The sequence below is a fragment of the Geothrix rubra genome (genome assembly GCF_030268065.1).
Taxonomy (GTDB): Bacteria; Acidobacteriota; Holophagae; order Holophagales; family Holophagaceae; genus Geothrix; species Geothrix rubra.
In genome coordinates this window covers 343,729-366,035 of record NZ_BSDD01000005.1, presented here as the reverse complement: position 1 = coordinate 366,035, position 22,307 = coordinate 343,729, and the positions used below count along the sequence as shown (strand labels likewise).

General features: G+C 68.5%; 20 protein-coding genes and 1 tRNA gene. 12 read left to right on the top strand and 9 right to left on the bottom strand.

The genetic code is table 11. The features are described from left to right. Positions 1-68: 68 nt before the first annotated feature. Positions 69-302 (top strand): hypothetical protein, encoded by a 234-nt coding sequence (locus QSJ33_RS13945; RefSeq protein WP_285727225.1) that lies wholly within the window; start codon positions 69-71, stop codon positions 300-302. 461 nt (positions 303-763) lie between these two features. On the opposite strand, the gene QSJ33_RS13940 is transcribed toward QSJ33_RS13945, so the two are convergent. The 3 genes from QSJ33_RS13940 to QSJ33_RS13930 all read right to left on the bottom strand — a co-directional run bounded on the left by QSJ33_RS13940 (position 764) and on the right by QSJ33_RS13930 (position 2,949). Next, positions 764-854, bottom strand: a tRNA-Ser gene (locus QSJ33_RS13940). Between the two features lie 79 nt (positions 855-933). Next, positions 934-1,722 carry a sulfite exporter TauE/SafE family protein gene (locus QSJ33_RS13935; protein ID WP_285727223.1) on the bottom strand — a complete coding sequence of 263 codons (789 nt, stop codon included), beginning with the start codon at positions 1,720-1,722 and terminating at the stop codon, positions 934-936. Between the two features lie 78 nt (positions 1,723-1,800). Next, entirely contained in the window at positions 1,801-2,949 is a 1,149-nt protein-coding gene (locus QSJ33_RS13930; RefSeq protein ID WP_285727222.1) for an ABC transporter substrate-binding protein, read from the bottom strand. 98 nt (positions 2,950-3,047) lie between these two features. Here QSJ33_RS13930 and QSJ33_RS13925 point away from each other — a divergent pair, with 98 nt between their 5' ends. After that, positions 3,048-4,064 carry a YncE family protein gene (locus QSJ33_RS13925; protein WP_285727220.1) on the top strand — a complete coding sequence of 339 codons (1,017 nt, stop codon included), beginning with the start codon at positions 3,048-3,050 and terminating at the stop codon, positions 4,062-4,064. Here the strand turns inward: QSJ33_RS13925 and QSJ33_RS13920 are convergent. Together QSJ33_RS13920 and QSJ33_RS13915 are read right to left on the bottom strand one after the other, a co-directional pair. Then, on the bottom strand, positions 4,061-4,642 hold the full coding sequence (locus QSJ33_RS13920; RefSeq protein ID WP_285727218.1) for a HutD/Ves family protein: 582 nt from the start codon (positions 4,640-4,642) through the stop codon (positions 4,061-4,063). The two genes, QSJ33_RS13925 and QSJ33_RS13920, sit on opposite strands and share 4 nt — an antisense overlap. Next, complete coding sequence (locus tag QSJ33_RS13915; RefSeq protein ID WP_285727216.1) at positions 4,642-5,277, bottom strand: methyltransferase family protein; 636 nt, start codon at positions 5,275-5,277, stop codon at positions 4,642-4,644. Before QSJ33_RS13915 ends, QSJ33_RS13920 begins: the two co-directional genes overlap by 1 nt. 9 nt (positions 5,278-5,286) lie before the next feature. On the opposite strand from QSJ33_RS13915, the gene asd reads away from it, so the two are divergent. The 3 genes from asd to QSJ33_RS13900 are packed head-to-tail and all read left to right on the top strand — an operon-like array spanning position 5,287 to position 7,195. Beyond that, the gene (gene asd / locus QSJ33_RS13910) at positions 5,287-6,270 is read left to right on the top strand and encodes an archaetidylserine decarboxylase (protein ID WP_285727214.1); all 984 of its coding nucleotides are present in this window, start codon (positions 5,287-5,289) and stop codon (positions 6,268-6,270) included. Next, positions 6,267-6,941: an SMC-Scp complex subunit ScpB gene (gene scpB, locus QSJ33_RS13905; protein WP_285727212.1), complete on the top strand. Its 675-nt coding sequence runs from the start codon at positions 6,267-6,269 to the stop codon at positions 6,939-6,941. The genes asd and scpB overlap by 4 nt, the downstream gene beginning before the upstream one ends. Beyond that, positions 6,938-7,195, top strand: a complete 258-nt coding sequence (locus QSJ33_RS13900) for a hypothetical protein (RefSeq protein ID WP_285727210.1) — start codon at positions 6,938-6,940, stop codon at positions 7,193-7,195. Before scpB ends, QSJ33_RS13900 begins: the two co-directional genes overlap by 4 nt. Before the next feature lie 313 nt (positions 7,196-7,508). Here the strand turns inward: QSJ33_RS13900 and QSJ33_RS13895 are convergent, their stop codons facing one another. Together QSJ33_RS13895 and QSJ33_RS13890 are read right to left on the bottom strand one after the other, a co-directional pair. After that, positions 7,509-7,742, bottom strand: coding sequence for a hypothetical protein (locus tag QSJ33_RS13895; RefSeq protein WP_285727208.1), 234 nt, complete (start codon positions 7,740-7,742; stop codon positions 7,509-7,511). Positions 7,743-7,818: 76 nt separating this feature from the next. Further along, a complete protein-coding gene (locus QSJ33_RS13890; RefSeq protein WP_285727206.1) occupies positions 7,819-9,822 on the bottom strand; it encodes a protein kinase domain-containing protein in 2,004 nt (667 codons plus the stop codon). 173 nt (positions 9,823-9,995) lie between these two features. Between QSJ33_RS13890 and rpsU the strand changes: the two genes are divergently transcribed. The 3 genes from rpsU (at position 9,996) to QSJ33_RS13875 (ending at position 14,348) form a co-directional block, all read left to right on the top strand. Beyond that, positions 9,996-10,202: a 30S ribosomal protein S21 gene (gene rpsU / locus QSJ33_RS13885; protein WP_285727203.1), complete on the top strand. Its 207-nt coding sequence runs from the start codon at positions 9,996-9,998 to the stop codon at positions 10,200-10,202. A 97-nt stretch (positions 10,203-10,299) separates the two neighbouring features. Beyond that, positions 10,300-12,717: an endonuclease MutS2 gene (locus tag QSJ33_RS13880; RefSeq protein WP_285727201.1), complete on the top strand. Its 2,418-nt coding sequence runs from the start codon at positions 10,300-10,302 to the stop codon at positions 12,715-12,717. Positions 12,718-12,797: 80 nt separating this feature from the next. After that, positions 12,798-14,348: a methyl-accepting chemotaxis protein gene (locus QSJ33_RS13875; protein ID WP_285727199.1), complete on the top strand. Its 1,551-nt coding sequence runs from the start codon at positions 12,798-12,800 to the stop codon at positions 14,346-14,348. Between the two features lie 212 nt (positions 14,349-14,560). Here QSJ33_RS13875 and QSJ33_RS13870 read toward each other — a convergent pair whose 3' ends face one another. Then, positions 14,561-17,593 (bottom strand): TonB-dependent receptor, encoded by a 3,033-nt coding sequence (locus tag QSJ33_RS13870; protein WP_285727197.1) that lies wholly within the window; start codon positions 17,591-17,593, stop codon positions 14,561-14,563. 199 nt (positions 17,594-17,792) lie between these two features. After that, complete coding sequence (locus QSJ33_RS13865) at positions 17,793-18,197, bottom strand: bacteriohemerythrin (protein ID WP_285727239.1); 405 nt, start codon at positions 18,195-18,197, stop codon at positions 17,793-17,795. A 407-nt stretch (positions 18,198-18,604) separates the two neighbouring features. Here QSJ33_RS13865 and QSJ33_RS13860 point away from each other — a divergent pair, with 407 nt between their 5' ends. The 4 genes from QSJ33_RS13860 to QSJ33_RS13845 all read left to right on the top strand — a co-directional run bounded on the left by QSJ33_RS13860 (position 18,605) and on the right by QSJ33_RS13845 (position 22,281). After that, positions 18,605-19,216: a superoxide dismutase gene (locus QSJ33_RS13860; RefSeq protein ID WP_285727195.1), complete on the top strand. Its 612-nt coding sequence runs from the start codon at positions 18,605-18,607 to the stop codon at positions 19,214-19,216. Then, a complete protein-coding gene (locus QSJ33_RS13855) occupies positions 19,213-19,551 on the top strand; it encodes a ferritin family protein (RefSeq protein ID WP_285727193.1) in 339 nt (112 codons plus the stop codon). The genes QSJ33_RS13860 and QSJ33_RS13855 overlap by 4 nt, the downstream gene beginning before the upstream one ends. A 28-nt stretch (positions 19,552-19,579) precedes the next feature. Continuing rightward, positions 19,580-20,416 (top strand): family 1 encapsulin nanocompartment shell protein, encoded by an 837-nt coding sequence (locus QSJ33_RS13850; RefSeq protein WP_285727190.1) that lies wholly within the window; start codon positions 19,580-19,582, stop codon positions 20,414-20,416. A gap of 110 nt (positions 20,417-20,526) precedes the next feature. After that, complete coding sequence (locus QSJ33_RS13845; RefSeq protein ID WP_285727187.1) at positions 20,527-22,281, top strand: DUF748 domain-containing protein; 1,755 nt, start codon at positions 20,527-20,529, stop codon at positions 22,279-22,281. Positions 22,282-22,307 lie beyond the last annotated feature (26 nt).

Sequence of the window (22,307 nt, the reverse complement as noted above, 5' to 3'; positions counted from 1 at the left end):
TTCGAGGCATCCAACCGTCAGAGACGCCTGCCAGACCGGCAGGCCCCTTGATAACCACCGGAGGAGCCATGCCGCCCGGGAACGTCAGGACCCAGCCGCCGACCAGGGTGATCGAGAAGACCACCGTGCAGACCTGCCTCACCATTGCCCGGCGGGTCGAGCAGGACCGGCACCTCGCTGGCGACGCCCGGGGCTCCGAGGCCGCCCACCAGATTGCCGAGACCATCCAGCGGGAGCTGCTGGAGCAGGGGTGGCACAAGGGAGGTTACCCCGCCGCGGCACGGATCATCCCTCACGCCTGACGCGTCCGTGACGGGTCCGCTTCGGCCCGGCCTGGGAGATCCGCCTGGAGGGCGCGCATCCCCTGGGCTTGGCAGGCCGGGCAGTATCCGCCACAGCTCCAGGCACAGGTGAGGCCCCGCGATTCCGGTTGGGCCGGGATTGTCGGATCCGACGGGTTCTTGGGCATGCCCCAGGATAGGGCGCCGCCTGCGGATCAGCAGGTGAGATCCGCCCTGCCGGCCTTTCCGTGACTTCGATTCCCCCCTCGCCGCGCTTCCATGGGGCGGAGCGTGAGGGATTCCCTCCAGGGCCACCCTTCGGGCGTCCCTTCCGGCCGCACGAAAGGCTGGCACGGCGCTTCACGGCCCGGACAGCCCATCAAAGGCTGTCCGGGCCTGCGCCTACCTGCCGGCCTTTCTGTGACTTCGAATCCCCCGCTCGCCGCGCGCATGAAAGAAGCCGCCCTGCGGCGGCTTCAATGTGGCGGAGAGTGAGGGATTCGAACCCTCGAACGGCTTTTGACCGTTACACGATTTCCAATCGTGCTCCTTCGGCCACTCGGACAACTCTCCGGGGCTCCGCGCGGGCGCGGGGAACAGAAAGGCTAGCATGGGCCTGGGTTCCGGCCAAGGGCGAAGGCCGAGCCGGTGCTCAGGCGGCGTAGTGCTTGTAGAAGTACCAGGCCGCCAGGGCGAATCCGATGCTCACCACCGCGATCCGGACGGTCTTCCGGCCGACCCGGTGGGCCATGTGGGCGCCGAAGAATCCCCCGCCCATGGCCGAGAGGGCCATGAGCAGGACGAGGTGCCACACGACGTTGCCGGGGTGGCGGAGGAACTCCATGCCCACGAAGGCGAAGATGGCGATGCCGTTGATGGAGAGGGCCAGGAAGTTCTTGAGGCCGTTCATCTGGTGGATGTCCGTGAGCCCCAGCAGGCTCAGGGCCGCCAGCATCAGGATGCCGATGCCCGCGCCGAAGTAGCCGCCGTAGACGCCCACGACGAACTGGAAGGCGATGGCGCCGATCCACCAGCCCGTGGTGCGCTCGTGGCCGCCGACCCTCTTGAGGAAGCGGCCCACGGGATCGTTGGCCGCCAGGAGCACCGTGGCCGCCAGGATGAGCCAGGGGATCAGCTTGTCGAAGACGGACTGGGGCGTGACCAGCATGAGCCAGGCGCCCGTGAGCCCCCCGAGCAGCGAGGGCGGCACGAGGCGCAGGGCGAAGGCCCGGGTACCCTCCAGGTCCTTGCGGTGGCCCAGGAATCCGCCGATGGAGCCGGGCCAGAGGGCCAGGGTGCTCGTCACGTTGGCCTGCTGGCCCGTGAGGCCGATGCCCATGAGGGACGGGAAGGAGATCAGCGTGCCGCCACCGGCGATGGCGTTGATGGTGCCCGCGGCGAAGGCCGCGGCCATGACCGTGAGCGTCGACCATATCTGCATGGCCTCCACGATGCCATGGACCCGCCGGTGACGCGAAGCGCCCCGTGCGGGGCGCTTCGCCGGGGAATCAGCAGATCCTCACTTCCACTTGAAGGGGTAGTGCGGCTTCTTGATGGCGTACTGGGGCGGCCAGACCGTCTCGTGCTTCCCGTCCTGGATCTGCTCCACCAGCATCTGGTGGTGGTTCTGGTTGGTGTAGCCGCTGTAGTCGACGAACTGGACCTCGCCCATGATGCCGTTCCACTTCCCGCCGTCCAGGGCCGCCCGCAGCTTCTCGCGGTCGCCGCCGACCTTGGCCGCGGCCTCGGCCATGACCATCAGCGAGGCGTAGGCGTTGGCCGCGTGGTAGGGCACCTCGTCCTTGCCGAAGGCCGCCTTGTACCGCTTGGCGAAGTCCTTGGCGCCGGGCCAGTTCACATCGGGGGTCCACTGGGTGCTGGAGAACACGTCATTGGAGATCGCCTTCTCCCGGGCGAATTCCGAAGAGGCGAAACCTGCGCCCGCGCCCAGGAAGGCCTGGGGCGCGAGGCCCACCTCCCGGGCCTGACGCATGAGCAGGATGCCGTCCGCCACGTAGGACACCATGAAGACCAGGTCGGGGTTCTTGGCCTTGATCTTGGCCAAGGTGGAGCGGTAGTCGGGGGAGCCGGCGGCGTAGGCCTCCTCCGCCACCACCTGGATGCCCACCTGGCCCGCGTAGGCCTTGGCGGACTTGGCACCCGAGGTGCCGAAGTCGGTGTTCTCGTTCAGGATGGCCATGGTCCTGGGCTTGCCCAGCTTCTGGGCCATGGAGATGAGGATGGAGGCGTAGTCCTCCGTGGTGGCGCTGAGGCGGTAGACGTACTTCAGGTTCTGCCGGGTGATCTCCTCCTTGGAGGCCACCGGCACCAGGAGCGGCACCCGGTACTTCTCCGCCAGCTTGGACGCGGCGCTGGCGCAGGCGCTGCTGTAGGGGCCCACCACCGCCGCCACCTGGTCGCGGGTCACAAGCTTCTCCATGGCGGACATGGACACCTGGGGCTTGCCCGTGTCGTCCTCGATGACCAGCTGCACCGGGATCCCCTGCTTTTTGAGGTCCTCCAGGGCCAGCTTGTAGCCGTTGCTCATGTACTCGCCGATGGGCGCCTGGGTGCCCGTGAGGCAGTTGATGATGCCGATCTTGACGGGCGACTGGCCCTGCAGCGCCAGGCCGAACGCCAGCAACGAAGAAAGGATGCCCTTCCTCATGCGCGCCTCCTTGGGGGGATGTGGTGGACCACGCTACCACGGACAGCCCCTGGATACCTCGCCAGGTGATAGTCTCAATCTCACTGTAGGAGAACCCCATGCGGATGCCCCTCGCAAGCCTCGCCTCCCTTCTCCTCCTTGCCACGGCGCCAGCCCCGGCCCAGGGCCTGCACGTCCTCAAGACCCTGCCCGTGGGCGGGCCCGGCGGCTGGGACTACGTCACCCTGGACAGCGCCCGCCACCGCCTCTACGTGCCGCGCTTCGACCGGGTGATGGTCCTGGATCTGGACGGCAAGGTGGTCGGCACGATCCCCGGCACCGAGGGCGTCCATGGCGTGGCCCTTGCTCCGGACCTGGACCGCGGCTTCACCAGCAACGGCCGCAGCCAGTCCGTGACCATCTTCCGCCCCTCCACCTTGGAGGTGCTGGGCCGCATGAAAGCCACGGGGGCCGGACCGGACGCCATCCTCTACGATCCCTTCACCCGCCGCGTCTTCTCCTTCAACGGCCAGGGGAAGGACATCACGGCCTACGACGCGGAGAAGGGGACGGTGGTGGGCAGCATCCCCCTGGGCCACAAGCCCGAGTTCGCCGTCGCGGACGGCAAGGGGCGGATCTTCGTGAACCTGGAGGACGCCTCCGAGGTCGCCGTCCTCGACGCCCAGACGCTGAAGGTGCTCCATACCTGGCCCCTCGCGCCGGTGGAGGAGCCCTCGGGCATGGCCATGGACCGGCGCCACCGCCGCCTCTTCATCGTGGGCCGCAACCGCCTGATGGCCGTCATGGACGCCGACAGCGGCAAGGTGGTGGCCACCCCCGCCATCGGGGCCGGTGCCGACGCGGCGGCCTTCGACCCCGGGACCGGAACGGCCTACAGTTCCAACGGCGAAGGCACCCTCACCGTGGTGCGCCAGGATTCCCCGGACGCCTACACCGTGCTGGAGCAGGCCCCCACCCAGCGGGGCGCCCGCACCATGGCCCTGGACGAGGCCACCCACCGCCTCTACCTGCCCACGGCCGAGTTCCAGCCGGCGCCCGTGCCGGCGCCCGGTGCGCCCCGGCAGCGGCCGGCCATGGTGCCGGACAGCTTCCGGATCCTGGTGGTGGGACGCTAGTCGATCCTGACCACGATCACCGCGGTCCCACCTCCGTAGCCCGGCACGAGGGCCAGGTCCCCTGCCCCCCCGTCAACCCGGAGGAGGTGACCCTGGCCCAGGTGCAGGTCCAGGGCGGGCACCGAGACGACGCCCCGGGCCGCGAACACCAGGACGGTGGCCGCATCCAAGGAGAGGCGCCGGGAGTTCTCCAGCCGCTGGACCTCCAGCCGGGTCCGGCAGCGGGCGGGATCGGCCATGAGATTGAAGTCCACGCAGGGCCCGCCGAGCAGGATGGCCCCGGCGGGCCAGTCGCCGGAGAAGCGGACCGGCTCGAGGGATCGGTCCAGGGTCACGGTGCCGTGCCCGCCGAAGTCCAGGCGGAAGCCGTCGCCGGCGATCAGGAGGAGGGTCCGTTCGATTCCCGGGAACGCCGAGAAGGGCCCGGAGACGGCCACCTCGGCGCTGCTGAGGCGCCAGGCGAAGCCCGTCTCCAGCGTGGCGCCCGCCGGCTCCACGGCCAGTTCCAGGGTGGTCCCGCCGCCGTTCTTCCAGGGCATGCGGCGGGCCTCGCGGGGCGTCCGGCGGGTCCAGCGCATCAGGCCTCCAGGTCCCGGGCCTCGGCCCGGCTCAGGGTCTTCCAGGGGAGGGGCACCAGACCCGCCACCCGGGCCCGGTAGCGGTGGTAGCGCTCGCCGTGGAGGGCCAGGAGCTTCCGCTCCTCCAGCCGGGACCCGACGACAAAATAGGCCGTGATCCACAGGACCGAGACCAGGCGGAGGGCCGTCATGTCGCGAGTCCACAGCAGCACCAGCGACAGGGCGTACCAGGGGTGGCGCACAAAGCGGTGGAGGAACCCGATACAGAAGGGCTCGCCGTCCCCGGCATCCATCCGGCGCTCGCGCCAGGAGCGCCACCCCAGGAAGAGGGCCGTGTCGTAGGGGCTCCCCGGCAGCAGGAGCCCAGCCAGGGCTGCCAGGCCCAGGCCATCGGCCACCCAGCGCCAGGGCCCGGTCCAGCGCCAGAGGAAGGGACCCGGGTCCCCCCGCAGCCACAGGACGAAGGGGACCAGGGCGACCAGGGCCACCAGGTTGTAGAGCAGCCGGTAGGCCGGCATGAGGCGGGGCCAGCGGGCCGCGACCCAGCGCTTCACGGGGTGGCTGGCCAGCAGGGAATGGAGCAGGCCGTACCCTGCCCAGGCGGCGGAGAGGACCGGGAGCGAGGGCGTGCCCATGGAGGCATGGTGGCCCGGACGGCGCTCCGGCGGAAGCGGAAGCCGGGTTATCCTGGCGGGATGCCCTTCGACTGGCCCACCCCTGCGCGCGCCGCGCTGGCCCTTGCCCTCCTCTGGGCGGCCTACGTGCTGCTGCGCACACCGGGACCCCTGACCCTGCGCCTGCTCGGTTTCTATCCCAAGCGGCTGGGCTCGGCCGTGGTGGGATGGGCGGCCGAGCGCGACCTGCCCCGCGCCTGGCGGGCGCCCCTGCTGGGCCGCTTCGCCCGGGCCTACCACCTGGACATGGCCGAGGCGGAGTACCCCCTCGAGCGGTATCCCAGCCTGCAGGCCCTCTTCACCCGACGTCTGAAGCCCGGCCTCCGGCCCCAGGAGGCCCCCGTTCCGGGCTTCGTGAACAGCCCCGTGGATGCCCGGATCATCGCCTGCGGACGGATCGAACGGGACACCGCGATCCAGGCCAAGGGGCTTCCCTACCGCATCACGGAGCTGCTGAAGCACGATCCCGGCGCCCGGCGCTTCGAGGGCGGCCACTACCTCACCCTCTACCTGGCGCCCAAGGACTACCACCGCATCCACGTCCCCCTGGAGGGCCGCGTCACCGCGGTCTCCCGCGTGGAGGGCGAGCTGTGGCCCGTGAACGACGCCAGCACCGGCGCCGTGGCCCGCCTCTACGAGCGCAACCGCCGCGCCACCTGGACCGCCCTGGGCACCGGCGCCGACGAGGGCCTGGAGGTGGCGGCTGTGCTGGTGGGCGCCACGCATGTGGGTGGCGTGGTCATCGATCCCCGCTGGCTCGGCGGGAAGCCCCTGCCGAAGGACGGCGGCTTCCCCGTGGCGATGCTGCCCTGCACGCCGGGCGAGGACCTGGGCACCTTCGAGTTCGGGTCTACGGTGGTACTGCTGGTGGGGGGACCGAGGGCGGAGGACTGGGCTCCCGTCCGCACCGGGGGCGAGGTGAAGGTGGGTCAGCGGCTGGGGGCGTACCGGTGAACGACACGGAGATCTTCCACCAGGATCCCCTCTGGGACGAGGGCGGCGACCTGCCGGGCGCCCTGGAGGCGCTCTTCACGGCGGCGGGCGAGGTGCTGGACCTGGCCCGCCTGCGGGAGCTGACGGGCCTTGGCGACGGGGCGCTCCAGCAGGGCATCGAGAAGCTCCAGGAGCGCCTGCAGGGCGCCAGCGGCCTGCGGCTGCTGGAGGTCGGCGGCGGCTGGCGCATGGCCACCAGCCCCGTCTACAAGGACATGGTCGCCAAGCTGGTGACCGTCACCCGCAGCGGGAAGCTCACGCCGGCCCAGATCGAGACCCTGGCCATCATCGCCTACCGCCAGCCCGTCACCATCACGGAGCTGAACGCCATCCGCGGCGTCACCAGCAGCGCCAACCAGGTGAAGAGCCTCATGGAGCGCCAGCTCATCACGCCCGCCGGCCGCAAGCCGGTGGTGGGCCGGCCCATGATGTACGCCACCACCCAGGCCTTCCTCCTGCACTTCGGCCTCAAGAGCCTCCACGACCTGCCCCAGCTCGGCGACTTCGGGGAAGGTCGCCTGGAGGTCGAGGCCCTGGCCGCCCTGGAGCCGCCGCTGCCCGAGGACGGGCTCTTCGGGGAAGGCGCCATGGAGATCGTGCCCGAATCCCCCGAAGAAGGTTCCGAGCCATGAGCGTCCGACAGCCCGCCGTCAGCCTGCAGGAGCAGCCCGCCAAGCCCGAGAAGCCCTGGAGCCCCACAGGCATCGTGCTGCAGGGCTGGCAGAAGGGGCTCCTGCTGGTGATCCTCCTGGGTGTCCTCTACCTGCGCCTGTGGCGCCGGAAGCAGGCCCGTATCCAGGTCTGCAGCCACTGTGGGGAGAAGAACCCGCCGCACCTCTCCAACTGCCGGAAGTGCGCGGCGCCGATGCTCAACCTCAAGCGCTAGGCGGGGCCCGGCCGGGAGCGCTGCGCGGCAGCGCCCCTCGATCCGTTCAGGGCAGGGGCCGACCTGGGCGCGATGCTCAACCTGACGGGGGCCCGGCTCGGAGCGCTGCGCGGCAGCGCCCCTCGATCCGTTCAGGGCAGGGGCCGACCTGGGCGCGATGCTCAACCTGACGGGGGCCCAGCTCGGAGCGCTGCGCGGCAGCGCCCCTCGCCACCCGTCTAGGCTTCGCCCCGGCGGTCGTGTGGCATAAGCTCCTCGCCGGGTCCCGGCTCCAGACGCTCCCCCGGAGCGTCTTACGCCACCCGGCGGTCGCTTAGAACTCGATATCGATCCCGGACTCTTCGGCCAGGTCGTTCTCCACGCCCAGCACCTCGCAGGCGGCCCCGTACATCTGGAGGACGGCGGTCTTCCGGTTGCTCAGGCTGGTGAGGAGGTCCTTCACCCGCTGCACCTCGGAGGCGATGGTGTTGTTGATCTGCTCCACTTCCTGGCGGCAGCGCTCGCGGGTGGTCTCGTAGAAGGCGTGCTGGTCCTGGCTCAGATCCATGGGGAACTCCGGATTGCGGGAATGGGGACGGGGGGACGCGAAAGCCGAGTCTATCCTGAATCGTTTGTGCTGGGGATCAGCTCCGGGCGGCGATCCAGAGGAGCGTCACCAGCAGGACGGTGAGAACGAGGATCACCGGGAGCAGCCAGCGCGGGCGCGGCTGCGGCGGGGCGACCGGCCCCTCGGGGGCGGCTTCGAGGCCCGGCGCCGTGTCGGCACGCGTCCGGGCGGTGGTCGTGGTCTCCCCGGATCGCCCTGCGGGCACCCGATAGGAGCCGCTGCTGAGGCTGGCCACCTGGGGGAAGCGGGCCGCCAGCAGTTCCTCCAGGCGTTCCTTCGGACCCACCAGCAGGGCCTCCATGTACTCCGCCACGTCGTGCTCGGTGATGGGGGCACCCTGGCGCTGGAGGAAGTCCCGCAGGTCGCGCTCCATGAAGCGGGCCGAGGGATAGCGGTGGTCCACGCCCTTCTGCAGGGCCCGGCTGACGATGGCCACCATGTCCCGGGACACCCCCGGGTTCAGGGTGTGCAGGTCCGCGATCCGGCCCAGGCGCACCTTCTCCAGCACGCCGAGCTCGGAATCCGCCTGGAAGCAGCGCTCCCCGGTGAGCAGCTCGAAGAGCACGAGCCCCAGGGAATACAGGTCCGACCGGTTGTCCAGGGGCTGGCCGGTGGCCTGCTCGGGGCTCATGTAGAGCAGCTTGCCCTTCAGGGCGCCCGCCACCGTGTGGCTGGCCTTGCTGGCGGCCTTGGCGATGCCGAAGTCCACGAGCTTCACCGCCCCGTCCGTGGAGAGGAGGATGTTCTGGGGGCTGATGTCCCGGTGGACCAGCTTCAGCTCCCGGTCGTCGAAGCCCCGCTTGCGGTGGGCGTAGTCCAGGGCGGAGGCCACCTTCATGGTGACGAAGGCCGCCACCTGCTCCGGGAAGGGCAGCCGGTACTCCCGCACCTTCTTCAGCAGCGTCCGGAGGTCCCGGCCGTTCACGTACTCCATGGCGATGTAGTAGGAGCTGCCCGCCTTGCCCAGGTCGAAGATCTGCACGATGTTCGGATGGGTCAGCTGGGCCGCCAGCTTGGCCTCGTCGATGAACATCGTGACGAAATCCTCGTTGTCGCTGAAGTGCGGCAGGATGCGCTTGATGGCCACGATCTTCTGGAAGCCCTGCACGCCCCGCTGCTGGGCCTTGAAGAGCTCCGCCATGCCGCCCACGGCGATCTTCTCGAGGAGGTAGTAGTTCCCGTATTCCTCCAGCACCTCCGGGTGCCCGGCGACGCCGGACGGGGGGAGCCCCGGCGGAGGCGTCCCGGCGGGCGCGCCTCCGCCCTCGCGGGAGGCTTCCCAGGAGAAGGGATCGTTCACCCCGGAGATGCCGCTGAGCGTGAAGTCCGAAGGGCCCAGCGCCTCGGGCGCGGCCGTTTCCGACACCGGGGCGGTGGACATGGGCACGGGGGCCACGAGGCGGACGGGCGCCTGGGGCAGCCGCCCACGCTCCGGGGTGGCCCGGGAGAGGGCCTCCACCTCCTGCAGCACGTCGCCGAAGATGTCCTCGGTGCTGAGGGGCGTCTGGGGGGCCGGCGGCGGCGGTGGGGCCGCACCGTGGGGGGCCGGCGGGGAGGGCAGGGCTTCGTAGAGGGCGAAGGGATCGCGAGGGGGGGCCGGCGCGCCATCGAGGTCGGCGAGCAGGTCCCCGAAGATGTCCTCGCTGCTGAGGTGGGAGGTGCCGGGACGGAATCGCCGGAGCGCCGCGGCCAGCTCCAGCTCGGGCTGGGTGCGCTCCAGGAAACCCTGGACTCCCACCCCCTTGCGGTTCACGCCGCCGGAGGTGGAGCCTTCCGTGAGCACCAGCACCGGCAGGTCCGGTTTGCGCACCCGGAGGCGGCGCGCGAAGTCGTAGCCGGCCTCCTCGGGCGTGGCCGAGTCCAGCAGCAGCAGGTCGGGAACCAGCCCCGCGGATTCGAAGGCGGGGGCCTCCGAAGCCCGCACCCACTGCACCGTCCAGCCGTCCCCCTCCATGGCGGAGACCAGCCCCGGAGTCCGGAGGGACTCGCCGTCCACGATCAGCAGGAGGGGGCGGGGCATGGGGGATCCAGAGGCGGGGAGAACCAGGGTAACGGCAGGCCGCGACCCGGTCCAATGCCCAGGCCGCCGATTCAGCCTCGCTCTGCGAGGGTTTCCGGTGTAGACTCGTTCCCTGGTCCCGTCCCGGTCTCCGGTGGCGGTGGCGAATCCCCTGCGGAAGGAGGTGCATCCCTATGCCTTTGGTCAAGGTCAAAGAAGACGAAACGTTCGAGTTCGCCCTTCGCCGCTTCAAGCGGAAGTGCGAGAAGTCCGGCATCCTCAGCGAGCTGAAGAAGCGCCAGCACTACGAGAAGCCCAGCGCCAAGCGCAAGCGGAAGATGCTCGCCGCCCGCAAGAAGACGCTGAAGCGCCTCGCGCAGGAGCGCCGCATGCTCGGTTGATCCCGCAGCGCTCGCGCGCCGCGTGAAAAGGCCCGCGCGAGCGGGCCTTTTGTTTTACTGGAGGCTGACGATCGAAGCCCGAGGACTCCACCCTTCCATGACCCCCGAACTCCAGGCTCTCGAATTCCCCGAAGCGGTGCGTCTCATCCAGGCGGGCGCGCGCACGGCCGAGGCCCGCACCGCCCTGGGGAGCATGCATCCCTGGGACGGCCGGGCCGGACTCCGGCGCCTGCACCAGCTCGAGCTGCAGGACCTATGGGCCCAGTCCCCGGATCTCCTGCCGGTCCAGGCCCTGGACGAGGCCCTGGAGGAGCTCCTGGATCCCGCGGGATGGCTGCAGCCGGACCACTGGCGGCAGCTGCGGGATGGCCTGCGGGCCCTGGCCGTGCTGCTGAGGAGCCTCTCCGGCCTGGCCTGGCCGGAGGCCCGCCCCGCGCCGGCCGGCGTCCACCTGGGCATCGACCGGCTCCAGGTGACGGCCGCGCTGCTGCCGGACCCTTCGCCGGTGGCGGACCGTCTCGCGAAGGCCTTCACCGCGGACGGCCAGCTGGATCCCCTGCGGATTCCGGGCCTGGCCGAGCTCCACCGGCAGCGCCAGGCCGCCCTGCAGGCCGTGCAGAACAAGCTCCAGAAGCTGCTCCGGGGAGGCCCGGAGGCCTTCTCGGACCCCCTGGTGGTGGAGCGCAATGGCCGCCTCTGCCTGCCCGTGCGCCAGGAGCGCCGGAGCCTGGTGCCGGGCCTGGTGCTGGACCGCAGCGGCAGCGGCGCGACGGTCTTCATCGAGCCCATGGATGCCGTGCCCCTCAACAATGCCTTCGTGGAAGCGGACCGGGACTACACCCAGGCCGTGCAGGCCTTCCTCCGGGATCTGCTGGCCGAGCTCCGGGCCCGCCGGGAGGATTTCACCCGCTGGCGCGACCTCCAGGCCCAAGCGGACCAGGCCCTGGCCCTCCTGCGCTGGGCCGCCCTCTGCGACGGCCGCCTCCCGGATCTCGAAGCCGATCCCAAGCGGGGCCGCCTGTGCCTGCTGGAGGCCCGGCATCCCCTGCTGCTGCCCGCCGTGCGCGAGGTCCTGGGCCTGGAGCCCCTGCCCCACCCCGTGGTGCCGCTGAACCTGGTGCTGGAGGCGGAGAAGCCCGGGCTCGTCATCTCCGGCTCCAACACCGGCGGCAAGACCGTCGTGCTGAAGACCGTCGGCCTGCTCACGGCCCTGGCGGCCTGCGGCTGCGCCGTACCCGCCCGGGAGGGGTCCAGCTTCCCCGCCCTGCCCAGCCTCCACGCGGACATCGGCGATCACCAGACCATCACCGGAAGCCTCTCGACCTTCAGCAGCCATATCCTGCACCTGAAGGACATCCTGAAAAACGTCCATGATGGCGGGCTGGTGCTGCTGGACGAACTGGGTACGGGCACGGATCCCAAGGAGGGCGCCGCCCTCGGCATCGCCCTCCTGCAGACGCTCTCCCGGCGCCGGTGCTGGATCCTCTGCTCCACCCACCTCGGCGAGATCAGCCAGTGGGCCCTCCGCCACGTCCGGTTCCAGAACGCCTCCGTGCAGTTCGACGAGGATCGCCTCGCCCCCACCTACCGCCTGCTGGTGGGCCAGCCGGGCCAGAGCCGGGCCCTGACGATCGCCGCCAAGCTGGGCCTCCCCGCGCCGCTGCTCGAGCACGCCGAGAAGGTGCTGGGCCGGCGGGAGCAGGACTGGCGGGACTTCCTGCGGCAACTCGAGGCGGAGCGGGTGCGGATCCAGGAGGAGGCGGAGGTCCTCCGCCAGCGGGAGGCGGCCATCGAGAAGGACCGGGAGATCCTCCGGCAGCGGGAGGAGAAGCTCTGGACCGAACGCGAAGCCTTCCAGCGGGAATCCCGGGAGAAGGTGGCGCGGGTGCTGGACTTCCTGGACCACGAGGGCAAGCGCCTGGTCAGGGAGCTGAAGGACCGGCAGAAGGCCCAGGCGAACGCCGACCGCCTGGGCACCGAGGCCCACGAGCGGGTGAAGCAGCTGACCCGCATCGCGGAGGCCGAACTGGGCCCCAGGCGCCCCCGGCCGGGCGCGGAGGAGGTCCCCCAGGTCCGGGAGGGGGGCCATGCCCGGCACCGGGGCCTGGGTGTGGAGGGGAAGGTCCTGGCCCTCAAGGGGGACCGGGTCACCCTGGAGACCCTCCAGGGCCGGCGCCTGGAATGCCGGGTGGGGGAGCTCGAGGCCATCGGCGCCCGGGAGGCCGCCCCCCGGGCCTCCGGAAAGGTCCGGGTGCGGGCCGAGGCGCTGGACATCGAATCGGAGATCAACCTCATCGGACGGGCCAGCGACGATGTGGACAGCGAGATCTACCGCTTTGTCGAGGAGGCCCTGGCAGCCGGCCGCCGCGTCATCCGCATCGTCCACGGCCACGGCACCGGCCGGCTGAAGGCGGCGGTCCGCGAGGCCCTGCGGGGCCATCCGGGCATCTCCCGGGTGGAGGATGCTCCCCAGAACCAGGGAGGAGCCGGCGCCACCGTGGTGACCCTCCGGTAAGAATCCGATCCAGGCTGAAATTCAACCTCGCCACCTCCCCTTCCGATGCCATGGGCATCACGTTTTCCTCAGGGGCGGCCATGGCATTCTGGAACAACCTCAACATCCGAAAGAAGCTGCTCTACTCCATCCTCGCCCTGGCGGTGGTGCTGGGCGGTTCGGCCACGATCTTCTCCGTCTGGCGCCTGGACTCGGCCCTCAACTCGGGCCTGAGGCTGAAGGCCAGCAGCCTGGCCTCCCTGGTGGCGGACAACGTCCAGTCCGGCGTCCAGTTCGAGGACACGGGCCTGGTCGAGCGCGGTCTGGAGGCCCTGAAGAACGATGCCGACATCACCCAGGCGCTGGTGGTGACCTCCGATCCCGCGACCAAGGCCACGAAGATCATGGCGAAGTCCAAGGCCAAGGCCGAGGCGGATGCCAGTGCCATCGCCGATGCCTTCATGGCCGCGGCCGCCGGCAAGGACATGAGCAAGGAGAACCTCTTCCTGGACGCCAAGGGCTACCTGGTGGTGGGTTCCCTCGTGAAGATCGACGGGGCTCCCGTGAAGTCCTACCTGGTGCTCCTGGTGAACCACGACAAGCTGCGCCAGGACCAGATCGCCGCGCTGGCGGGCATGGCCCTCCTCGGGGTGTTCATGGTCGCCCTGGGCTTCGTCGCCGCCTGGCTGCTGGGCAATGCCATCGTGAAACCCCTCGAGAACATCCAGAAGCGCATGCGGGACATCTCCGAGGGCGAGGGCGACCTGACGGCGCGCCTCGATGTGCACGGGACTGACGAGATCGCCCAGCTGGCCGGCCACTTCAACCGGTTCGTGGAGAACATCCACGGGATCGTGCAGCAGGTGATGGCCATCTCCACAAACATCGCCTCGGGGTCCCTGCAGATGTCGGCGGGCATGTCCGAGATGCACAGCACCGCCCAGAGCATCGCCCAGGCCGCGGAGACCCAGAAGGGCAGCGTCAACACCACGACCGGCAGTGTCCAGACCATCGCCGGTGCGTCCAATGTGGTGTTCTCCAATGTGACCGACGCCCTCAAGGTCTTCGACCAGGCCCAGCAGGCCGCCGCCAAGGGCGGCACCGCCGTGGGTGGCGCCGTCTCCGGCATGCAGGCCATCAACCAGAACTCGAAGCAGATCGGCAACATCCTCACGGTGATCACCGAGATCGCCAACCAGACGAACCTGCTCTCCCTGAACGCCGCCATCGAGGCCGCCAAGGCCGGCGAGCATGGCAAGGGCTTCGCGGTGGTGGCCGAGGAGGTGCGCAAGCTGGCAGAACGCAGCGCCACCGCGGCGAAGGAGATCACGGCCCTCATCCAGACCTCCGATCGCGCCATCGGCGACGGCACCAAGATGGTGAACACCGCCGGCGAGGCCCTGCAGAGCATCCAGGCGGCCATCACGGCCTCCGCGGAGCGGATGAAGACCATCGGCGAGCAGAGCCAGGCCCAGAGCCAGGACAGCCAGCGGGTGGTGGACGCCATGGGCAACCTGACGGGCATCGCCGAGCAGAACGCCGCCGCCATGGAAGAGATGGCCGCCACCATCAAGGAGTCCACCCGCACCGTGGACGAGCTCAGCCACCTCGCCGAGCAGCTCAACGCCATCGTCGCCCGCTTCAGGATCTGAACCCGGGCCCATCGGCACGCCACCTGAAGGCCCCGCTCCGGCGGGGCCTTTCCCATGGCTGGGCCCGGCGGCGCCTCCCGCGCCCGTTTCGGGTCCGGAGCGCGATCCAGGCCCCGCCCGGCCTGCCCCGGGGGCATGGCCGGGTCCCAGCGGCAATCCGATAAAGAAACAGGCCCCGCGATGCGGGGCCTGCTTCCTGGAACGGGGTGGCGCTAGAACCGGGCGCGGACGCCCAGCTGGACCTCGCGGGTGTTGCGGTCCGGGAGGTTGATGTAGCCGAAATCCGTGGTGGGCTGGCCACCGGTGATGGTGGTGCGCTGGTTGGCCCAGTTGGGGAGGTTGAAGACATCGATGAAGGTCTCGACGTCGAACCGGCGGGTGAGCTTGAAGTCCCGGGTCAGGCGCAGGTCGAGGGTCCGCATGGAGGGCTGGCGGAAGCCGTTGCGCTCCGTTCCGGGCAGGTAGTCGTTGCGGCCGCCGTCCCCGTTGACGTCGGCGGTGGCGATGGCGCTGTAGGGCCGTCCGGTGGTGTAGCTGTAGTTCACGGAGCCCTGGATGCCCCAGTAGATGGGGAAGTAGCCCGCGAAGACCACCCGCCAGCGGCGGTCGTTGTCGCTCCAGGAGGTGGTCGCCAGGGGATCCGCCGGGTTGTTCACGTTGGAGTCGGCGGTGCTGCTGGCGGTGGTCCGCTCGTTGGAGTTGTTGTCCCGGGTTTTGGACCAGGTCAGGTTGGAGGTGAAGCCCCACCCGGCATCGGACCGCTTGGACAAGGTGAGGATCAGGGCCTGGTAGGAGCCGTCGCCGTCGTTCTTGCTCAGGAACACGTTGCCGAACCCGGTGAAGTCCATGAGCCGGCCGGCGACCATGGCCTTGTTGGGCCGACCGGTGGTGCTGAACCGGTTGACGTCCGGCAGGGCGTAGCCGTCGTTGTAGTAGGACCCGGCCGGGGCACCCACCTGGTTCAGGTTGATGTTCACGAAGTACTGGAGGTTCTCGAACTTGGCATACACCCCCTGCACGCCCACCGTGTAGCCGCTGTCGTAGGTGTGCTCGAGCCCGAGGGAGGTCCGCTTCGCCACGGTCATCTTGTTGCGGGGGTCCCAGACCTGGCCCTGCTTCCCGGCCGTGGAGGCCAGGGTGGAGAGGAGCGCGGGATCCAGCCGGTTCAGCGTGGTTCCGGACACGAGGTTCGCGTAGGACAGCAGGCCGGAATTGAAGAGGGTGTTGGTCGTGGCGCCGTTGTTGATGAAGTAGGTCGAGGTGGTGTTCCCGTTGCTGTTCATCGTGTTGGACACGGTGAGGCTGGGGTTGGGGCTGGAGAACCAGCCGTAGCCGCCGCGCAGGAGGGTCTTGCCCTGCCCGGTCAGGTCATAGGTGAACCCGAAACGCGGATCGGTCGAGGTGCTGCTGTTGGCCTGGTCGAGACCCGCGAACTGGGGGTTCGGCCGCGGATTGTCGGGCTGCACCTCGCGGGTGGTCCGGAGGCCAAGGCTCAGCATGAGGCGCCGGTCCAGGAGGCCCTGGTACTGGCCCTGCACGTAGCCCGCGAGCAGCTTGGAGGAGTAGGAGATCGCGCCGCCGTAGTTGCTGAAGGCGCCCACGTAGGTGAGGCTGTCCGCGGTGGCCACGGTCCCGGTGGCCCAGCGGTTCGCCACGCTGTAGTTGCCGAACTGGATGGAGCCGTTCTGATAGCGGAAGAAGGTGTTCTTGAAGTCGAACCACTGGAGGTCGACGCCGCCCTTGACGGTCCAGTCGCCCTGGTTCCAGGTGAGGTTGTCGATGACCTGCCAGGTGTACTCGTCGAGGCCGTTGGGCAGGAAGTTGTTCTGGCCGGCCGTGAAGCCGCCGTTCACCTGGAACTCAGGAGACGCGGTGCTGTTGGCGTAGCGGGGGCGGCGCTCGATGGCGCGCTGGATGCGGGCCTCGTTCACCAGGTTGGGGCCGAGGAGGCTGTTCAGCTCCACCACCCAGGAGATGCCGCTGTTCTTCTCGAGGCCCTGCTGGGTCTGCCCGGTGGTGGGGGCGAAGGAGCTGGTGAAGGAGGTGGTGCCGTTCTCGGACTTCCAGTCCTGGGCGTTCACCCGCAGGGTGGCCCGGTGGTTCTCGTTGATGGTCCAGTCCAGGCGGCCGAAGTACACGGTGTTCGTGCGGTCGTTGGTGTAGGTGCGGCCGCCTTCCTGGGCGAGGGTGCGCCCGTCGTTGCCCATCACCAGGTTCCCGAAGGTCCCCAGGAAGGTGTTGAAGTTGGCCAGGCTGTTGCCCCCGCTGCTGGAGATGGCGAAGTCGGGGGTGAAGTCCTCCTTGTACTTGTAGGTCTCCACGCCCACGAAGAAGAACAGCTTGTCCTTGATGATGGGCCCGCCCACGTTCACGTTGAACTGGGTCTGGGTGAAGTTCTTCGTCTCGGCCTTGTCGGTGTTGACGGTGCCGCGGGGATCGTAGGGCACGGGCCGGATCTTGGCGACCAGGGACTGCGGGCGGACCTGGTAGAGCGCCGTGCCGGAGAATTCGTTGGTGCCGGTCTTGGTGACGGCGTTGATCACCGCGCCCGCGGCGTTGCCGTACTGGGCGTCGAAGGCGTTGGTGATGATCTGCAGTTCCTTGATGGTGTCCGCGCCGAAGGCGAAGGGGATGCGCGTGGACCCGCGCTGCTCGCCGAAGAAGTTCGACTGGTAGGAGGCGCCGTCGATCGTGAGGTTGTTCTGGATGCCGCGGGCGCCTTCAACGGCCACGCGGTTGTTGTCGGGGTCGTAGGTCGTTCCGGGCGTCAGGTTCACCAGGTTGGTGAAGTCGCGGCCGTTGAGGGGGATGGATTCCACCAGCTTCTCGTCCACGGAGGTGATGGTGTTCACCTGGGTGGTGTCGAGGGTCTGGGAGGACGAGACGATCTCCACCGTGGCGGCCGCTTCCGCCTTGTCCAGGTTGAAGTTGGCCACGCTGCTCTGGCCGAGGACCACGTGGATGTTGGCATCCTTGACGGCCCGCATGCCCTGGGCGGTGATGGTGAGCTCGTAGGCGCCGACCGGCAGCAGGCCGATCTGGTACTCGCCGGCGGCATTCGTCACGGCGGTGCGGGTGAGGCCCGTGTCCAGGTTGCGGAGCACCACGGAGGCCCCGGCCTGGGCCTGGCCCGCCTTGCTCTTGATGACGCCCCTCACCGCGCCGGCAGTGGAGGAGGTCTGGGCCTGCGCCACCGTGGCGCAGGCGAGGCCTGTCAGGAAGAGGGTTGTCCAGCGTCGGTTCATGGATGCTCCTAAGCCATGGGGGGATGGCGTATCGACCGGGCGGGAGGATCCCCGCAATTGCGACCGGTTCCTGGGAATACACAAGCATTCCCAAAGGCGGGGTGCCTCTCAAGCTCCTTTTTCGGGCGGCAGAAGTAACCTGATCGATACAGGCCCGTTACCCGACCGTGGTCGACGGGGAGCAGGTGGCTACCCCGGGTCAGACCAGGCCCCGGGCCTTCAGGAAGGTCACGAACCCGAAGTCCCCGTCGCTGATGTGATGCTTGAACCAGCCTTCCATGAAGGTGGGCACCATCATGGCCATGCTGTGGTGGCTCTCAAGGAACTTGGCCTGGAGTTCCTTCAGGCTGGTCAGCATGGCGGCATGCTCCGCCACATGCTGGGCCAGGTCCGGATAGCCATGCTCGCCCATGAACCTCTCCTCCGAGGCGAAATGCCGGGCCGAGGCTCTCAGGAGGGAGTCCAGGAGGTGCTCGATCACCTGCCGGTCGGCTCCCGCCTGGACCGACGTCCGAAGCTCGTTCACGGTGGAGAAGAGTTCCTTGTGCTGCTCGTCGATGAGCTGGATGCCTGTGTTGTACCGCGTACTCCAGACCACATCCATCACGTCGGATCCTTTCGGGGACAAACTTTCAGCATCACAGAAGGACCCGGGCCGAGTCCATTGGCTACCACCGAATCACCTTATTATTCAACACCCTCCAGGCCAATGTAGACTTTATGGACCTCCCGATCAAGTGAAGTCGGTGCCGCTTCCCCTGGATCAGGGCCGGGCCCGACGGGGCCTTCCCGATCCGGTTCATAGGCGGGATCCGGGTCGACGCAGCCCTTCGATCTGACCGAGGCTGCATTTCAACTTGATGGGATGATCCACCCAATCCAGACCAGCGATATTATGTAAAAATTCTATCAATTTGGCTTATTGTTTTGGTTCAAAAGATGCCTGCTGATGGGCCCAGGTGCCCCGTCATCAGATGGACTGCGCCATGTGGAACCTTTGCGGGGGAATTCATGGCGTACGAACCCAAGAACTACGAGTACCTGAAGGGCGGAACCTTGAAGGGGTTCAGCGACAGCCAGCTGGACCTGCACTTCACCCTCTACAAGGGCTATCTGGCCAAGCTCAATGAGATCGAGGAGAAGCTTACCCTCACGAGCAATGCCAAACCCAACTATTCCTTCAACGAATACAGCGAACTGAAGCGCCGGGAAGCCGTGGCCTTCAACGGCACCTTCCTCCACGAGCGCTACTTCGAGAACCTCGGGGCCGATGCGGCCCTCAGCCCGGGGATTCAGCATGCCCTGGAGGCCCAGGGCGGCAAGGACCAGGTGCTGGCCGATCTCAAGGCGGCCGCCCTGTGTGGCCCCGGCTGGGCGCTGCTGACCCGCAACCGCCGGGACGGCAGGCTCCACACCTATTTCGTGGCCGAGCACCATCTCGGCCTGCCGATCGAGCAGGACCTGCTCCTGGTGCTGGACAGCTGGGAGCACGCCTTCATGGTGGATTACGGCATCAGGCGCCCTGACTACATCAACGCCTTCCTCGAAAACATCAAGTGGAGCGAAGTATCCAGGCGGTTCGGCGTCCTGAATGCCGGTGGCGGGGAAGGCGACCTTACATGAACGGCGGACTCATCGAAGCGGGCCTCTCGGCCGGGGCGCTCGACCTCCATCGGGCGCTGGCCAGCCTCCAGGAAGAGCTGGAGGCCATCGACAACTACCACCAGCGAGCGGATGTGTCGGAGGACGCGTCCATCAAGGCCATCCTGATCCACAACCGCAACGACGAGATGGAGCACGCGGCGATGCTGCTCGAGTGGCTCCGCCGGGCCATGCCTGAATTCGACACCCAGATGCGGAAATTCATCTTCGCGTCAGGGGCCCTGACCGAGGTGGCTGCCGGGGCCGGACCTCCGGCGGCGCCTGGCAGCGGCCTGGGATTGGGAAACCTGAAATGAACGGGCGCTCCGCCCAGGAGATACGGCCATGACAGACATCCTCCGGCGCGACATGGCGCCCATCACAGACGAAGCCTGGAGGGAGATCGAACGCCAGAGCTCACGGATCCTGAAGGGGAACCTCTCGGGACGGAAACTGGTGGACTTCTGCGGCCCCCATGGCTGGCAGTTCGCCGCGGTGAACCTCGGGAGGCTGGACGTCGGATCCGGGGAGACAAAGGGCGGAGTGGCCTGGGGACTGCACAAGGTCCTCCCGCTCCTCGAGATCCGGGTGCCCTTCACCCTGGGGATCTGGGAACTGGATGATGTCGCGCGCGGTGCGAAGAACCCGGATCTGCATGGCCTGACCGAGGCCGCGAGAAGGGTGGCGATCTTCGAAGAGACGGCCCTCTACCGGGGATTCGATGGGGCCGGCATCCAGGGCATGCTTGAGGGCCCCAGCCATCCGCCGGTGCCCCTCAGCCCCGACCGGGGCAGGTTCACCGAATCCCTCGAAAGGGCCCTGCTCGCCATCCAGGAGGCTGAGATCGGGGGTCCGTTCGCCCTGGTCCTGGGCACGGAACCCTACGCGTGGCTGATGGCTGGAGATCCAGGGGCCTACCCGCTACGTAAGCGGGTCGAGGTCCTCTTCTCCGGCGGCATCCATTGGAGTCCGGCCCTTGAGGGCGGGGCTGTGCTCTCGCGCCGGGGGGGCGATTTCGAGATGACCGTCGGCCAGGACCTGACCATCGGCTACCAACGGCACGACACCCGGGAGGTCGAGCTGTATTTCACGGAATCCTTCACCTTCCGGGTGCTTGAGCCCGCGGCGGCCGTGGAGGTGAGGCTTCAGCCCCGCTCCTCCCCGGACGCCTCGGCCTCCTGATCACGGGAATCGCATCAGACACGGTCATGGAAACGCTCGAACCATTCCCTCCGGAGGGCCCGGGAGACCCTCTTCCAGGAGCCGCCCCCCCGGGGCGGTGGAGGCGGTTCTTGAAGGTCTGCCGGGCCAATCCCGGCAAGGCGATCCTTTCGGGCCTGGCCGGGTCCCTCGTGGTGGTCCTGTGGATGCTGGATGCCCTGCTCGCGAGCCCCATGCGCAGGTGGGCCGAGCGGACCATGAATTCGAAGCTGAACGGCTATACGGTCCGCATCGGCCGGGCGCGCCCCCACATCTGGAAGTTGGCCTTCGACCTGGACAACCTGGTCCTGGTGCAGAACTCCCACCCGGATCCGCCCGTCGCGGATTTCGGCGCCCTGGAGTTCTCCCTGGTGTTCCATGAGCTGCTTCGCCTCAAGGTGGCCGGGGACCTGACCATCCTGCGTCCCGCGCTGCACATCAACCTGGACCAGCTCAAGGAGGAGGCCAACAGCCACGTGAGCCTGAAGGATCGGGGTTGGCAACGCGCCGTGGAATCCGTCTATCCCATCAAGCTGGACCGGGTGGAAGTCCTGGATGGCTCTCTCCTCTACCTTTCCGGCGACACCACCGGCAGACCGCTCCAGCTCACGAAGGTCTCCATGGTGGCCAGGAATGTGCGCAACATCGCCGCGGCCAGGGATACCTTCCCATCTCCCGTGACCCTGGAAGGGGTGCTCTTCGACACGGGGCGGGTCAGTTTCAAGGGAGCGGCGGATTTCCTTCGCGAACCCTACCTCGCCGCCCGAGGGGAGATCCACCTGGTCCAGGTTCCCTTGGATCGCCTCGATCCCCTTGCCCAGGACTTCCAGCTGAGGACCAGAGGCGGGTTCCTTTCCGTGAACGGGTCCATGGAGTACACCCCCGAAGCCCAGAAAGCCCATCTCCGCGACGTCCGCTTCGAACACCTGCGCGTGGATTACGTGACCAGCCGCGCCACCAAGGCGATCGAATGGGAACATGGGAGGCAGGCCGTCAAGCTGGCCAAGAAGGTCCGCAACGCGCCCAGCCTGCTCCTTCAGGTGGACCTCCTGAAGCTGACGCACAGCCAGATCGGCTTCGTGAACGAGGCCACCACCCCCCCGTACCGCTTGTTCATGTCGGATGTGGACCTGGACCTGGAAAACCTGAGCAACCAGGCCGGCCCGGGGAGATCCAGGTTCCATGGCCATGGGACCTTCATGGGCCACGGAACCACCGTGGTCTCCGGCGGGAGCCGGTTGACCGCCAGCCCCGCGGACTTTGATGTCCGGCTCAAACTGGATGATGCCCGCCTGCCCGACCTCAACGCGTTCCTGCTCGCCTACGCCGGGGTGGATGTGGCCGAGGGCCTGTTCTCGGTGTACACCGAAATCACCGTGAAGAACAGCCGGGTGGAGGGCTACATCAAGCCCCTGCTGAAGAACCTGAAGATCTACGACCGCCAGAAGGATCAAGGGAAGCCCTTCGGAAAGCGCGTGGAAATGCACGTGCTGCAAATGCTGGCGAGCCTCTTCAAGAACCGATCCAGCAAGGCCGTGGCCACGGTGACCCGCATTTCCGGTTCGACCAGCGATCCCAAAACCAACGAGTGGGAGGCCATCCGCAAGCTCATCGGGAACGGCCTCTCCCATGCCATCCTTCCGGGATTCCTGGACAAGCAGAAGGTCGAGCCCCTTCCCGGGACCGTCGATCCGCCTGCGCGGAAGAAGCCCCCACGGAGCCCGAAGACGGGTGCCGGCGATCGGACGCCGACGCCCGCCGCGGGGCCGGCGGCGCCCGCGTCTGCCCGCACCGGGCCTGACAGCCAGGCGGGTCTCGCAGGAAGGCCGTCGGCGCACCATCCGTGACCTCAGACCGACCGCCCAGGCGTCGG